This window comes from Alteromonas sp. NFXS44, from assembly GCF_040148705.1.
Lineage (GTDB): Bacteria > Pseudomonadota > Gammaproteobacteria > Enterobacterales > Alteromonadaceae > Alteromonas.
The window spans coordinates 305,335-320,590 of the sequence record NZ_JAGDEA010000005.1 but is presented as its reverse complement, the minus strand read 5'-3'; the positions used below and the strand labels follow the sequence as shown (position 1 = coordinate 320,590).

General features: G+C 48.0%; 15 protein-coding genes and 3 tRNA genes. All 18 read right to left on the bottom strand.

Features of this window, described 5'->3' with window-relative positions; all coding sequences use genetic code 11:
* Window positions 1-19: 19 nt before the first annotated feature.
* Window positions 20-1,150: a sodium ion-translocating decarboxylase subunit beta gene (locus tag J3369_RS06680; RefSeq protein WP_119500617.1), complete on the bottom strand. Its 1,131-nt coding sequence runs from the start codon at window positions 1,148-1,150 to the stop codon at window positions 20-22.
* Complete coding sequence (gene oadA, locus J3369_RS06675) at window positions 1,150-2,940, bottom strand: sodium-extruding oxaloacetate decarboxylase subunit alpha (protein ID WP_349585195.1); 1,791 nt, start codon at window positions 2,938-2,940, stop codon at window positions 1,150-1,152. Before oadA ends, J3369_RS06680 begins: the two co-directional genes overlap by 1 nt.
* 18 nt (window positions 2,941-2,958) lie before the next feature.
* Complete coding sequence (locus J3369_RS06670; protein ID WP_349585192.1) at window positions 2,959-3,219, bottom strand: OadG family protein; 261 nt, start codon at window positions 3,217-3,219, stop codon at window positions 2,959-2,961.
* Window positions 3,220-3,492: 273 nt separating this feature from the next.
* Window positions 3,493-4,089, bottom strand: coding sequence for a tetratricopeptide repeat protein (locus tag J3369_RS06665; RefSeq protein ID WP_349586195.1), 597 nt, complete (start codon window positions 4,087-4,089; stop codon window positions 3,493-3,495).
* Between the two features lie 41 nt (window positions 4,090-4,130).
* Window positions 4,131-4,940 carry an SDR family oxidoreductase gene (locus J3369_RS06660; protein ID WP_349585189.1) on the bottom strand — a complete coding sequence of 270 codons (810 nt, stop codon included), beginning with the start codon at window positions 4,938-4,940 and terminating at the stop codon, window positions 4,131-4,133.
* Window positions 4,940-5,611: an iron-containing redox enzyme family protein gene (locus J3369_RS06655; RefSeq protein WP_349585186.1), complete on the bottom strand. Its 672-nt coding sequence runs from the start codon at window positions 5,609-5,611 to the stop codon at window positions 4,940-4,942. Before J3369_RS06655 ends, J3369_RS06660 begins: the two co-directional genes overlap by 1 nt.
* Window positions 5,608-7,074: an AMP-binding protein gene (locus J3369_RS06650; protein WP_349585183.1), complete on the bottom strand. Its 1,467-nt coding sequence runs from the start codon at window positions 7,072-7,074 to the stop codon at window positions 5,608-5,610. Before J3369_RS06650 ends, J3369_RS06655 begins: the two co-directional genes overlap by 4 nt.
* A complete protein-coding gene (locus tag J3369_RS06645; RefSeq protein ID WP_349585180.1) occupies window positions 7,071-7,772 on the bottom strand; it encodes a thermostable hemolysin in 702 nt (233 codons plus the stop codon). The genes J3369_RS06650 and J3369_RS06645 overlap by 4 nt, the downstream gene beginning before the upstream one ends.
* 94 nt (window positions 7,773-7,866) lie before the next feature.
* The gene (locus J3369_RS06640; protein ID WP_349585177.1) at window positions 7,867-8,562 is read right to left on the bottom strand and encodes a hypothetical protein; all 696 of its coding nucleotides are present in this window, start codon (window positions 8,560-8,562) and stop codon (window positions 7,867-7,869) included.
* Window positions 8,562-9,311: a hypothetical protein gene (locus tag J3369_RS06635; RefSeq protein ID WP_303575352.1), complete on the bottom strand. Its 750-nt coding sequence runs from the start codon at window positions 9,309-9,311 to the stop codon at window positions 8,562-8,564. Before J3369_RS06635 ends, J3369_RS06640 begins: the two co-directional genes overlap by 1 nt.
* On the bottom strand, window positions 9,301-9,645 hold the full coding sequence (locus tag J3369_RS06630) for a cupredoxin domain-containing protein (protein ID WP_303575358.1): 345 nt from the start codon (window positions 9,643-9,645) through the stop codon (window positions 9,301-9,303). The genes J3369_RS06635 and J3369_RS06630 overlap by 11 nt, the downstream gene beginning before the upstream one ends.
* 5 nt (window positions 9,646-9,650) lie before the next feature.
* Window positions 9,651-10,952, bottom strand: coding sequence for an ATP-binding protein (locus J3369_RS06625; protein ID WP_349585174.1), 1,302 nt, complete (start codon window positions 10,950-10,952; stop codon window positions 9,651-9,653).
* Window positions 10,949-11,620, bottom strand: coding sequence for a response regulator transcription factor (locus J3369_RS06620; protein WP_119500606.1), 672 nt, complete (start codon window positions 11,618-11,620; stop codon window positions 10,949-10,951). Before J3369_RS06620 ends, J3369_RS06625 begins: the two co-directional genes overlap by 4 nt.
* Window positions 11,621-11,739: 119 nt before the next feature.
* A tRNA-Arg gene (locus J3369_RS06615) sits at window positions 11,740-11,816 on the bottom strand.
* A gap of 49 nt (window positions 11,817-11,865) precedes the next feature.
* A tRNA-Arg gene (locus J3369_RS06610) sits at window positions 11,866-11,942 on the bottom strand.
* Between the two features lie 43 nt (window positions 11,943-11,985).
* Window positions 11,986-12,076: transfer RNA gene (locus tag J3369_RS06605), tRNA-Ser, on the bottom strand.
* Window positions 12,077-12,238: 162 nt separating this feature from the next.
* Window positions 12,239-12,436: a carbon storage regulator CsrA gene (gene csrA, locus J3369_RS06600; protein WP_119500605.1), complete on the bottom strand. Its 198-nt coding sequence runs from the start codon at window positions 12,434-12,436 to the stop codon at window positions 12,239-12,241.
* Window positions 12,437-12,572: 136 nt separating this feature from the next.
* Entirely contained in the window at window positions 12,573-15,170 is a 2,598-nt protein-coding gene (gene alaS / locus J3369_RS06595; RefSeq protein ID WP_349585170.1) for an alanine--tRNA ligase, read from the bottom strand.
* Between the last annotated feature and the right edge of the window lie 86 nt (window positions 15,171-15,256).

The following is a 15,256-nucleotide window of genomic DNA, read 5'->3' as shown; positions in this document are numbered from 1 at the left end:
ACGTTGCCCGGAAAAACAGTTAACCCACCAGCGCCAGCAGAATACCCGCTGCGACGGCAGAACCCAGTACACCTGCCACATTAGGCCCCATGGCATGCATTAACAGGAAGTTATGCGGGTTACTCTGCAAACCCACTTTATTGACCACTCTCGCCGCCATGGGTACAGCGCTCACCCCGGCAGCGCCGATAAGCGGGTTAATTCCGCCACCGCTCATTTTATTCATGAGTTTTGCCATCAATACGCCGGCGGCAGTGCCGATAGCGAAAGCAATCGCACCTAAACCGAGGATCCCTAACGTTTCCACCGTTAAAAATTTATCGGCAGATAATTTAGACCCCACAGCCAGGCCGAGGAAAATGGTCACAATATTGATAAGTTCATTCTGCGCCGTTTTTGACAGCCGGTCTACCACACCGCATTCCCGCATGAGGTTACCGAAACAAAACATACCCACCAGTGGTGTTGCAGAAGGCAGGAATAAAATGGTCAGAATGAGTACCGCCAGAGGAAATATGATTTTCTCTTTTTGCGACACATGGCGTAACTGCGCCATTTCAATTTTCCGCTCATCTTCACTGGTCAGCGCTTTCATAATAGGAGGCTGGATAATAGGAACCAGTGCCATGTAAGAATAAGCGGCGACAGCAATTGCACCCAGCAAATCAGGAGCAAGACGGGAAGCCAGAAAGATTGCCGTGGGTCCGTCAGCACCACCTATGATGGCAATAGCACTGGCATCTTTTAACGTGAAGTCGAAACCGGGAATGAAATTAAGGGCAATAGCACCGAACAATGTGGCAAAAATACCAAATTGAGCCGCCGCGCCCAGCAACAACATTCTGGGGTTTGCGATCAATGCGCCAAAATCCGTCATTGCTCCCACGCCCATGAAAATTAATAACGGAAACACGCCGGAATGAATACCAACTTCATAAATGTAATATAACAGTCCACCCGGTTCACTGAAGCCAGCCAGCGGAATATTGGTTAACAGCGCGCCGAAACCGATGGGCAACAGCAATAACGGCTCGAATTTTTTCACGATGGCCAGATATAAAAGCAGTAAACCCACTGCCATCATCACCAGTTGCCCGCCCTGAAAATGCGCCAGCGCAGTGCTGTCCCATAAAATTGATAATTTTTCCATCAGTTTAACTCTATCAGCGCCTGACCACTGGCAACACTGTCACCCTCTTTCACCAGAATACGGCCAGCTGTTCCGTCAAAAGCGGAACGGATTTCGGTTTCCATTTTCATCGCTTCAAGAATAATAACCACATCCCCGTTGGACACAGTATCACCTTCAGATACTAAAATTTTGAACACATTGCCGGATAACGGCGCATTGATTGCCTGTCCGTCAGCCGGTGCGGCTGCGCTGCTTTGAGCCAGTGCTCGCTCTGTTGCGGCCGGTGTAACACTGGTCAGCGTGCCGGATTCAGCCACTTCCACGTGATACACTTTGCCGTCTACTTTTACATCGTAGCTAGAGGGCTGACCCGCGGCTTTTGGAGCAGCAGCAACAGGCGCTGTAGTCACTTCCGGCTCCTTGCCGGGCGCAGGTTCAAAGGCATCCGGGTTGCCGCGGTTTTGCAGGAATTTCAGACCGATTTGGGGGAACAAGGCGTAAGTGAGTACGTCGTCAACTTGCTCTTCCGCCAACAGGAAGCCTTGTTCTTTGGCCAATGATGCCAGGTCGTCAGTCAGGCTTTCCATTTCCGGCTTGATCAAATCAGCCGGACGGCAGGTAACCGGCTCACCACCATCAAGCACACGGGCCTGCAATTCAGCATTCACCGGCGCAGCAGTTGCGCCATATTCGCCTTTCAGTACACCCGCCGTTTCTTTGGAAATACTTTTATAACGTTCGCCGGTGAGTACGTTCAAAACAGCCTGAGTCCCCACGATTTGTGAGGTAGGTGTGACCAGGGGAATGAAGCCAAGATCTTCACGTACACGGGGAATTTCTTTCAATACTTCATCAAACTTATCTTCGGCGCCCTGCTCTTTCAGCTGGCTTTCCATATTGGTTAACATGCCGCCCGGCACTTGCGCCAGTAGAATACGGGCATCCACTCCTTTCAGGCTGCCTTCAAACCTGGCGTATTTCTTTCTCACGTCGCGGAAGTAAGCGGCAATTTCTTCTAATCCCTCAAGCGACAAGCCAGTGTCTCTTTCTGTGCCTTCGAGGGCCGACACTATAGTCTCAGTGGCGCTGTGACCGTAGGTCATACTCATTGACGATATAGCGGTATCCAGCATATCAATGCCGGCATCGATGGCCTTTTGATAGGTTGCAGTACTCAGGCCGGTTGTAGCGTGACACTGCATGGCAATGGGCACCTGCACCGTTTCTTTCAGGCGGGTAACCAGCGTTTCGCACTCGTAAGGTTTAAGCAAACCAGCCATGTCCTTAATGCAGATAGAATGCACGCCCATGTCTTCGAGCTGCTTCGCCATATCCACCCAGCCGTCGATGGTGTGCATAGGGCTGATGGTATAGGACATGGTACCCTGCGCGTGAGCGCCACAATCAATAGCAGCCTTAACTGCCGTTTGCAGATTGCGAACATCGTTCATCGCATCAAATATGCGAAAAACATCCACGCCATTTTCATGGGCACGTTCAACAAACCGGGTAACCACATCATCAGCATAGTGGCGGTATCCTAATAAGTTCTGCCCACGAAGCAACATTTGTTGCCGGGTTTTCGGCATGGCTTTTTTCAGCGCCCGGATACGCTCCCACGGATCCTCACCCAGATAACGGATACAGGCATCAAACGTTGCCCCTCCCCAGGATTCAACAGACCAGAAACCTGCATTATCGAGCTCGCCTGCAATGGGTAACATGTCTTCCAGGCGCATGCGGGTAGCCAGTAAAGACTGGTGGGCATCACGCAATACAAGTTCTGTCAGTGCCAGTGGCTTAGACATAAAAAATCCTCTTTAATGCTATTTTTGATTGTTTCTGTGCTGATGAATGGCTGCTGTGATGGCAGCTATGGTTTGCCCGCTCACGGCTGACTGGACAGGTGCAGTTTGCGTTCTCACCGGAACAGCGACGTCTTCATTGCCGGGATAACGCCGGCAGTACCAGGCAATGGCTTTAACACCGGCGATGAGCAGTGCCAGAAAAGCGAACACAAATACCATGCCGGTTAACATTAATGTGGCAGCTTCACCAAGCAAACTAACTAACGAATCCGATGCCATGTCAGAACCTGTTTATATTGTGATGTGAGTATTAAGAATAAGTAACATGTTAAACAGGCAGAAACAATGCGACTTCGGCCTTATATTCACCAACAAAAGCAACATTTTGCGATGAAAATCAGACAGAACACCGGACGAACCTGCACATGTGCTATGCATTCAGTGTGGGCGATATTTGCACAATCGCAAATTGAATGAAGGCGTTGATTCAGAATTAATGAAGATATGTGCCTGAACAAGGGAGCCAGGCACATAGCGGGAGTGTTTGAGAAACTAATCAGATATTTTCTTATTGATCTTACTGATTAACTGGCCAAGTTCTGCCCGGCGACCTTCATCGGCAACAGGACGGTCTTCTCTGGCCGGCGCCTGCAAAGCCATTTCGGCGAAATGCTTTGCCTGCGTGTAGTTACCTTCGTCATATAAATATTCTGCATAAAAGTAATTTGGATCGATGCCTTCAGGATTGACCACAAGCGCCCTTTTCAAAAGTTGCTCTGCTTTTTTATCACTGCCGAAGCCTATGGGCCATCCGGGTACCTTATGATACAGCACTCCCAGACTTGTCAGTGCAGAACCTTGCAGCGCATTCTCATCCAGCCTGAGCGCTTCCTCCAGGTTTTTGCGGGCTGCCTTTGCGAAGGAAAGTGCCCCCAGCCCACCTTCAGCTCCAGCTGTACTCGACTGTACAATGCCAAGCCAGATATGACTGTCTGCCTTTTCCGGAGACTGCTTTACCAGCCACTCTGCTTTTGTGATCAACTTCTTAAATGCCTTATCTTTGTCTTCCTTCGTCTTGTAATTAATTTCAGCCCATTCATGCTGAATGTCTGACAAACTGATTGCTTCACTGGCAAGCACAGTATTCATAAAACTGGCAGCCACTATTGAAACTATATATTTAGTTATCTTCATAGCCATTTTTCCTCTTTCGCTGAACTTACAAACTGACGGATTGTTGTTAACTTTTTTGCTAACGCGAAATCTACCAACTCAGGCAGCGCTCCGTTAAGACGCACAAACCATTTTTCGGGTGAACCAATAAACCATCGACGTCTGGATTTAGAAAGCTGAAGCATCAGGGCGTCAGCAACAACCTCCGGCGCATCAGTTTCATTGCCAAGAGCCTGATTCATTGCGACAACATTTTTGTTGTTAATTGCAGTATTCGTTGCTCTGGGTGCAAGATAATGGAAAGAGACGGAGGTATCGCGATATTCGCGGCTAAGTGATTCTGTCCAACCTCTTAATCCGAATTTTGAAGCGCAATAAATGCTGTGATATGGAAAGCCTACAGAACCAAACGTCGACCCTATATTAACAACCCTCGCTTCCTCACTTCTTCGCAGAACCGGCAAAAGTCTTTGTGTTAACGCCACAGGTGCCAGCAGGTTAACAGTCATCACATCTTCAACAGCCTGTGCGGGTACACCGTGGAAATCTCCAACACAAGACACGCCCGCATTGTTAATAAGCAGGGTTAATCCCATCTCCTGGCATACGTTAGCGATCTTCTCTCTGTCATCAGGCCTGGTAATATCAACACATAGAATCCGGTGCTGACCGGGCAAGGCCTCTGCCAGCTCAGACAGCTTTTGTGCATTACGGCCGGTAAGGATAAGACGCGCGCCCGAATCAGCCAGCCTTTTAGCTATCGCCTGACCAATTCCGCCGGATGCGCCTGTGAGTAAACAAACTTGCTTTTGCCATTGAACAGACATTATGCAACCTCTTGAATGGCGGTATCATGAGATAGTGTGCGAAAGATATTTGCATAGAGTTGAAAGAACATTTTGGCGCTGTGAACAATGATATTCTGCTCTTCGACATCCTCAATTTTGTTCATCAAGTTTTTGAAGAATACGATATGCTCCTGATCCAGCGAACCATGAGAACGCAAGTAACTGAAAGCATTGCGGGGCAGATCTAACTCCTCTTGAATTGATGCCGCAGCGTTGTCAGCTAAAGCGATACTGGTACCTTCCAGCACAAACACCATTCCAAAAAAACAAAGAGGTGATTTTCTGCGGATACTGTCCCATGCATAGGAAACCATGAGTTCAGTAGCTGCGGCAGGCTGGCTGTAGCGCACTTTTTCCTTATCGGCACCACAGGCGGCAATATCATTCAGAATCCATTCCTGATGCCCCAATTCCTCCTCAATATATTCCGCAACAGCTTCCCGCAACCACTCTTTGTCGTCAGGTAAAGCAGCGCCTGTTGCCATCAGGAGCGGCACAGTATGTTTCACGTGATGATATGCCTGACTCAAAAAGGCAATATAGTCGCTCAGGCACACCTCGCCGGCAAAGCAACGCCGGATAACCGGAGAACTGACCAGATATGCGCGTTCTTTTTGGGTTTCATTTTCAAGACGTTGATACAGATTCATGCTTCAATTTCCTCAGAGATAAGGCCGCTCCCGGCATACATTGTGTCGATGACTGACTGATATTTTGACGCCAGAACATCCCGTTTAAGCTTCCGGTTTGCCGTGAAAAGGGTTTTGTCTGTGGCCAGTTCCGGCACGGATTGCCATACTTTTACCCTGGCGTATTCGGGCAAGTGCTGATTTACCGCTGCGATTGCCTGGCCAGTTATTTTGCTGTCCGCACCGGATTCATATGGCAGCAAAAGCGCACCGCAATATGGTCTGGCTTCCCCCGTCAGCACAACAAGTCTGAATAAACCCGTTGCCATGAGTTCTCCCTCAATCCACTCGGGCGAAATATTTCTGCCGAAAGAATTAATAAACACATTCTTTTTGCGGCCGGCGATCTGGAAAAATCCATCTGTTTGCTCAGCGAGATCTCCGGTGTAAACGGCTGTGGGATAAAAAGACTCCGGCATGTTTACGTATCCCAGAAAAAGCGTTCCGGTGATCACAATCTCGCCATCTTCAATGACCAGCCTGTTATGGCCAAGTGCTGTGCCAGCACTGTAAATATTGTCTTTAGCTGATGTATTAAGCGTATTAACCGATACACACTCAGACAGTCCATATCCCTGATAAACAGGCAATCTGCAATCTCTGGCTTTCTTAATCAGTGCCGCCGGTACAGTCGCTCCGCCCACAGCAATAAATAATAATGAAGCAGGAGGTTGCCAGCCCTGAGAACACGCTGAGACCAGTAGCTGCAAGAGCTCAGGTACAAGAATGAGTGTGGAAGGCTTCGCCTCTGAAATACTTTGAATCATGCGATCCGGTGATGTAAGCGAAACGCCCTCAAAGCCCAGTGATTCAGCACGACGAAGCACAACACAGCCTCCTGCCATTAGAGGCGCATAGATACCTGCGATGTTTTCCAGCAAAGTAGACAAAGGCAGCAAACACAAATGCCTGGGCGAAGCGATACCGGTCGCATTGACAAGACTTTCAGCCACCACTTTTTGCGACTGGTGACTAAGGCATACGCCTTTTGGATTTCCGGTTGAACCAGAGGTAAAAGTAATCTTACCGGTACCGTCAGGTACCAGAGGCGTCTTACTTCCGGCAATTTGATAAAGATATAGTCGCTGAAACGGGCACTCTTTCAAACTGAACGTTTGATTCGTCACAGGACTAGCAGAAAAATAGTATTCAATACCGGCTTCCGCGAATAAATGAGCCCGTTGTTGCCGGGAGAAATAGGGAGGTACAGGCACCAGCACCTTTCCGGGAGCCTGACAGGCAAGATCAAGAATGATCCATTCGGGACTGTTGCTGACCTCAATGGCAAAATGAGCACCAGGCTGACATTCAAACCAGAATGACAACCGGTCAACTTCAGCAGCCAGTTCTCCGTAAGTCATTACGCCCTCTTCCCACTCCAGAGCGGGATGTTCAGCCCGGGATAACCAGTTAGCTAAAATCACAGGCCCTCCTCTATTTCAGTGGAAAGCTGAGCACATTGAGAAGCAAGCCCCGAAAATAAAGTCCGGATCCGGCTATTTCTGAAAAGCTGACTAACGATGTGAGATAAGCTAACTGCTACCACCTGTGGCGAGGTATCGTAATAATTCCCCCATTTTATCTGGTCATCATCAGACAATGCGTCCCGCCTGGCTGAGGCCAGAATTGTCAATTGAATATGACTTTTAGCCATCAGGGTTCGCAAAGAAGAAGTGGCAGTAAAAACCAGGACTTCATAGTCGCGCCTGAAAAGTGCAAGTGCTGTGATAAGTAATAAGGGCAAAGTAAGATATGAAGACGGACTGAACAGGTTGCCGATTTCCGCAATCCGGTGGCGGGGTGTCACCAGGCCGTTGCGCACCAGGCACACTTGCAAACTATCTTTCAAATAAGTTTCTACAAAAAAGGGGGACTGTCCTGTTCTGATCCCTGCTACGGCCAACGGGGTTGTATTTCCGACCCCGACCAGCAATGGCATGAATTCTGTTATCTCAGCACCAAATGCTGCCCGGAAACCTCCTGCCACTTGCTGTTCGAGCACCGGACGGTTAATAGCCCCCTGAGTAGCCGCAAACACCGAAAGCGTCGATGCCGGCTTATACCGTTTATTTGCAGGCAGTTCCGTTGCGGAAACATCTGCAGCAGTTTCTGTACTTAACATAAAAGACACTCTTTTGTTTGTTAAGTACAGTGTGAAGGGGAAAACTTAAGGCAATCTTAATATAGATAAAAATACCCGGTTAACGTCAAATAATTCAGAATTCATATTCCAGCGCCATCCGTAACGTATGGTCTTTATTATCACCATTGAATCCGGTGATAAATGCAACTTCCCACTTTAATTGTCTGCTGGCCGGGAAACGTTTTATCCCCATGAAACCCGGCCCTGCGCCCACATAATCTTCTGCGGCATAGAACTCAATAGCCGGCTGAATTTCCGGTATCCATCGGTACCGGTATTTCATCTTAAATTCGCCTTCGAATTCACTGGCTATATTATCGCCCCATTCATACACCAGAAATACGTTGGTAGTCAGGCTGAACCGGCCAAATTCCTTTTCAGTCAGCACACCGGATTTTGCAGACCAGTCATTCGAAGCATGTTCCTTCTCGATTTCAAACAGCATTCCCCAGTCAGCCCAGTATTGACCCTGTTCTGTCAGCATCCAGCGAAATTCCAGCTCATATGAACTTGCACCGAAGTCCCCCTGCTCATCCCGGGAACCGACAATATATGCCTCAAGAATTGTGCGCTCCGATAAAGCATGCCCGAAGGAATAGCGCTGCTGCAGCAGGTTGCCATCGTCGTTCTGTCTGGACATGAGACGCCACTCCACTTCCCGCTCAAAAGGCAGTACATAAGGATGATAAACTCTGTCCACGATGAAATTATCAGCCAGTGCGGAGCCGGAAATCAGCAGACTGAAAAGAAGAAAAATATAATACCGCATTACACACTTCTCCCCGTTGCTTTACGTCTTTGTCGTCCACGCAACGAAAGTTTCAATATTAAAGGCACAATGACCGCAAAAGAGTAGACAGCCAGATAAACAGGGCCAGGCGTTGCCTCGTAGCCCACCAGCACGTTGAAGAAATGGCCATACTCACTGTCATCTGCCAGCCATGATGACGTGTCCCACACTCTTGGCTGCTCGTTCAGTAAATTAATTTGCTCAGCCATCACCGTTATGTTCGCCACCTGGCCGCCAATGAAAACAGCCAGCATGCTGATTTTGATGAAGTAAGAATGCGTGGATTCAAGCACAAAGAATAGCAATACGCTGACACTGCAACTGATCCCCAGCCCGATAATCGTTCCTATCATCAGACTCATATCAGCTTGCTGAGATGGCCAGTAGGCAACACTATAAATAATAAAATGAATGGCATTTACCATTGTGATACTGCTTAACACTGCCCATGCAGAAAATAATGAAACCGGCTCAGCGACTGAGTAACGACAAAAGGCAATAAATGCGACAATGAGAGCAATACTCTTTGCCCATTCCAGCCCGTTACCGTCGGCCAGTTCAGATAAGGCTGACAAATTGATATACAGAAATATTGCCATCACAAGGCCTGTAATTGTGCCGGTAAGGATCACTTTTACTGTTGTCTGTCGCTGTACCAGTAAAAAGCTGATCAGCAGGAAGATAGGCAAAGTATCGCGAATAAACAGAATGACAGTATTAATTAGCATCTGACTTTCCTTCTGCGCTGACTACAACAGACCCTACTGCGGTATTCGGGTGATACTCACCAAAATATTGATATTCGCCGGGCGGCAGAGGCCCGACAAAGATAGTGCCTTTACTGTTACCGAAAATAACTTTTTCTCTGTTTAAATCGAAGCTGTCGATCTCTTCCGGCGTGGTGTCATGATTAATGAATGTCAACTTTACTTTCTGATTAGCGGGGATCACGATGGTCTGCGGCACAAACAAATTGTCTCTGATTTCTATTACAGCCTCAGGCAGCTTTGCAAAGGTAAAGCATGGGATAAGCAGGAAGCTCAGTCCTGCCGGATATCTCATTTTTCTCACAGAGATACCTCATTCAAAGGCAACTGAACACGAACTTTCAGCCCTCCAAGGCTTGAGGTCCCAAGTTCAATCGTCCCCTGGTGCAACGTTAAAATCTGCCGGACGATAGCTAATCCCAGGCCGCTCCCGTTCGTCTGGCGGGCCTCCTGCTTTTGATCCCGGTAAAAACGTTCAAGGACCTTTTCTCTTTCTTCTTCAGCGATCCCCGGACCTGAATCTTCAACGAGCAGCTCTGCGCTATTTCCCTGCTGACGAACAGTAATTTGAATCACCGCATGCACAGGAGAGTATGAAATCGCATTTGCTACAAGATTTGACAGCAGGGTGTAAAGTGTAAATTCAGTAGAATGTAACCGGTTACTTTCTCCTTCAAGGCTAATATCCTGTTCTTTTAACTCTACTTTTGAGTACAAGTCAGTAATGACTTTCTGTGCGACTTCGAATGCGTCAACTCTGCCCAGTTGCAAGTGGAACAGTTCGGGACTTGTCCGGCTTAGCAGTAAAATCTGATTGACCACATGAATCATTCTGTCAGTATCTTCCCGGATTGCAGCGAGCTTTGAAGATTGCTGGGGCATATCCTGAGCCACATTATGCAAGTTTATTTTCATCACGCTCAGTGGCGTACGTAACTCATGGGCAGCATTTGAAGCAAATTGCTGTTCCCGCTCAAACGCTTCCTGCAGCCGCGAAAACATGCTGTTTAGCGTTTTCATAACAGGTTGCATTTCCTCGGGAACTTGCGGTAACAGAATCGTCGAGAGATCCTTTCCTTTCCTGCGGGACAATTTTTCCGATAACACTTTTAGCGGACGCAGCCCTCTGCTGACCGATAAAAATATAATCAGAGCAAGGATCGGCACCGCATAAATAAAGGGCATGATAACCGAAACAACTAATGACTCCGACAGGTCGACCCGACGCTGAATAGGTTGAGCCACCAGTACCACATAGTCTCCCGGGAGTGTTTGCCTTAATACCCGCCAGCGTTTAGCAGCAAAATTTCTGTCACTGTAACCGTCTTCTCCTGAGGCTAGCGCAGTTAACGGTGCATTCTCTGAGCGCGCAATAAGCTTCTGATTTTGCCAGATTTGATAGACCAGGCCCGGGTCATTATTTGTGTCTGTGATTAATCCATTAGTGACAGCCACTGTACCCAGCACGCTTTGCAACTCTTCATCCATAAAAGAGCCTGACACGCGGGTCGCAGCCCGGTATCCATGTATAGCAGCGCTGAATATAGTCAGTATGAGGAAGCTGACCAGAACTGCCGTCAAAAAGCGACGAATCGATCTCACTGGCCGGAAGCCTTCACGGGAATACAGTAGCCCACACCGCGAACAGTTTTAATAAAGCTTTCCGGTAACTTTTTCCGCAAATGATGTATGTGCACTTCAATCGTGTTGCTGGCTACTTCTTCTCCCCACTCATAGAGCCGGGATTCAAGTTTTTGTTTAGGCTGTATACGGCCACCATTCTCCATCAGCACCTTAAGCAGCATTAACTCACGGCGGGGCAAAGCAACAGATTGCCCGGTGACACTTAGTTCCAGGGTTTGCGTGTTAAGCTGTACTTCGCCAATAGAGACCACAGCACTGGTTGCCGTTCCCAAACGTCTTTCGACAACCCGCAAACGGGCGAACAACTCGTCCATTTCAAATGGCTTTGGCAGATAATCATCGGCTCCCGCGTCGAGTCCGAGAATTTTGTCAGATACTTTATCCCTGGCGGTAAGAATGATGACAGGCATATGCGGCAATTTATGACGAAGTGATTTGAGTACTTCTAATCCGTCCATATCGGGCAAGCCGAGATCCAGAATGGTTATGTCGTTCTGACCGGTCAGTGCAGTGTTAATCCCGTCTTTCCCTTTGTATACACAATCAACAACGTGATTCGCGTCCCGCAGGGATTGTGCAAGGGCATCTGAAAGGGGTCTGTCATCTTCAACAAGTAGAATTCGCATAACACTGAATCTGATAGAATTGTTGGCAGATTATAGCACCATAAGCTTAAAGAAAACTTAAGGCTGAATTTAAAGGGGGAAAAACGAAAAAAGCCCACCTGATGGTGGGCTTTCCGGTATGGCGCGTGTGGAAGGATTCGAACCTCCGACCGCCTGGTTCGTAGCCAGGTACTCTATCCAGCTGAGCTACACACGCTTTAACTGTACTCTTACGTTTTACCGTAAAAGGTGGTGCTTTTATAAGATGGCGCGTGTGGAAGGATTCGAACCTCCGACCGCCTGGTTCGTAGCCAGGTACTCTATCCAGCTGAGCTACACACGCGCATTAAAACTTATTGTTGGCCACCACGTCCAACCTTGAACAATGGCGGAGAGGGAGGGATTCGAACCCTCGATACCAGTAATAGGTATGGTTCCTTAGCAGGGAACTGGTTTCAGCCACTCACCCACCTCTCCGTAACAGTGGTGCGCATTTTACTGATACTCGTGAGGGAGTCAAACCCTTTTTTCAATAAAATGAATCGTATGCTGCCATTTTAAACAAATCGGATAAAAAGCCCGCTTTATCATACCTCAGAGTCAAAAAAGGCCGGTTCAACCGGCCTTTTTCTATCGGGATTATTCGGTAACACTGTTACCCGGCTGCCCGCCTTTCTCAGCCTGTATACGCATGTAAATCTCTTCACGATGCACTGATACTTCTTTCGGCGCATTCACACCAATTCGTACCTGATTTCCTTTAACGCCTAACACGGTAACCGTTACATCATCACCGACCATCAGGGTTTCACCTACACGACGAGTCAAAATAAGCATTCGCTTGCTCCTGGTCCTTTACAAATGAAAACATCCTTTAACCTTATGTCACTCGCCGGCACGACCCGACGGTAACGTCAGTGATTCCGTGTTTTTGTGTCACTCCAAAAACTCACTGATTATCTTACAATCTGGATTATAGCTTATCTGACAAATATGCGTTAACCGAAGCCAATGCACTTGCCAAATTTTCTGGCTGACTACCACCGGCTTGCGCCATGTCTGGTCTGCCACCACCTTTTCCGCCAACCTGTGAGGCAATAAAGTTTACTAATTCGCCTGCTTTCACTTTGCCGGTAAGCTGTTTGGTTACACCAACTATCAAACTGACTTTCGCACCATCAGCCATACCTAGTACTACGATCCCTTCGCCGATTCGGTTTTTAAGATCGTCCATCATTCCACGTAACGCTTTCGACTCAACGCCTTCCAGTTCAGAAATTAACACTTTCACACCATTAATTTCGATAGCCTGACCCAGCATATCAGCGCCTTGTTGAGAAGCCAGTTTTTGCTTCGCCGCTGATAATGCTTTCTCAAGCTCTTTCGTTTGCGTTTGCAGTACACCGATACGGTCAACCAGTCCTGATACGTCAGTTTTCAGCAATCCGGCTGCGGTCTGTAATTGAATTTGTTGTTGTTGAACAAACTCAACTGCAGTTGCGCCAGTTATCGCCTCTATGCGACGAACGCCTGATGCGATACCACTTTCTGACGCAATCTTAAATAAACCAATATCACCTGTACGTTTGACGTGAGTACCACCGCAAAGTTCAACAGAGAACGGACCCATTGTGACAACGCGTACTTTCTCGTCGTACTTCTCACCGAACAATGCCATCGCACCAGAGGCTTTGGCTTCATCCAGTTCCATTAATTCAGTTTGCAGCGCATGGTTAGCGCGAATTTCTTCATTTACCCGGTTTTCAATTGTCAGTAACTGCTCTGCCGTCACGCCCTCAAAATGGGAGAAGTCAAAACGCAGGCGTTGTGCTTCTACCAGAGAGCCTTTCTGAGTGACATGATCACCTAAGATTTCTCTCAGCGCAGCATGCAGCAAGTGAGTCGCACTGTGATTTTGCTTCACTGCTTCACGATTGCTGTTGTCGATAGCCGCAGCCGCTTTTTCGCCTTTACGTATTTCACCGGCAACCTTACCTTTATGCGCGAATGCATTACCCATTTTCTGGGTATCAGTAACAATAAATTCACCGTTAGCCACTTTAAGCACACCACAGTCGCCGGCCTGACCACCGGACTCGGCATAAAAGGGCGTCTGGTCTAATACCACAACACCTTCCTGTCCGTCGGTGAGCGACTCGCAAAATTGATTGTCATGAATAAGTTCGACAACGTTTGCCTCGCCTTCCACATCGGTATAACCGGTGAATGCTGTTTCATGTTCAACTTTCAGCAGGTCATTATAATTGGCACCGAAGTTACTGGCTTTCTGAGCACGGGCACGCTGAGCTTCCATGGCCTTTTCAAAACCGGCTTCGTCAATTTTTACATCGTGTTCGCGGGCAACATCGTTGGTTAAATCAACCGGGAATCCGTAAGTGTCATACAGTTTGAACACCACTTCACCGGGAATCGTATCGCCTTCCAGTGAAGATAACGTGTCATTGAGCATGTTCATGCCCCGTTCAAGAGTCTTACTGAATTGCTCTTCTTCAACCCGCAATACTTTCTCAATGACAGGTTGCTGATCAGCCAGTTCAGGGTAGAACTCACCCATTTCTTTCACCAGAGCCGCTACCAGTTTGTAGAAGAAAATGTCTTTCGCGCCAAGTTGATAGCCGTGACGTACTGCACGACGAATGATACGGCGCAGTACATAGCCGCGACCTTCGTTGCCAGGCATTACGCCGTCACATACCAGGAAGCCGCATGAACGGATGTGGTCAGCCACAACACGCAAAGACTTGTCTTCCAGGTCTTTAGCCCCGGTAATGTCAGCAGTCGCTTTTATCAGGTTCTGGAACAGGTCAATTTCATAGTTGCTGTGCACATTCTGAAGAATGGCAGAAATACGCTCCAGGCCCATACCGGTATCGATAGAAGGCTTAGGCAGCGGTTCCATGGTACCGTCTGCTTGCTTATTGAACTGCATGAAAACCAGGTTCCAGATTTCAATAAACCGGTCACCGTCTTCTTCAGGCGTTCCCGGAGGACCACCCCAAATGTGCTCACCGTGATCATAGAAAATTTCAGAACAGGGACCGCAGGGGCCGGTATCACCCATCGACCAGAAGTTATCTGACGTGTTGATCCGGATGATTTTTTCTGCCGGCACGCCAATGTGGTTCTCCCACAAATCGAAGGCTTCATCGTCCTCTGAATAAACGGTTACCAGCAGTTTCTCTTTTGGTAATCCAAGCTCAACAGTCAGGAAATTCCAGGCAAAGGAGATGGCGTCTTTTTTGAAGTAATCGCCAAAACTGAAGTTACCCAGCATTTCGAAAAAGGTGTGATGACGGGCAGTATAGCCAACGTTCTCCAGGTCATTGTGCTTACCACCGGCACGCACACAACGTTGTGAAGACACTGCACGGGAGTAGCTGCGCTTTTCTGCGCCAAGGAAAACGTCTTTGAACTGGTTCATCCCCGCGTTGGTGAACAGGAGCGTAGGATCATCTGCAGGTACCAATGAGGAACTCGCCACTGCCTGGTGGCCGTGACTTTTAAAGTAATCGATAAACTTTTGGCGTATGTCAGCAGTTGATAATGTCATTGAAATCCTAACTTCCTACTCTTGTTAACGGTGAACATCGGGAGCACAAATTTACTCTGATAAAATGGCTCGTCAGATGCGGGGAT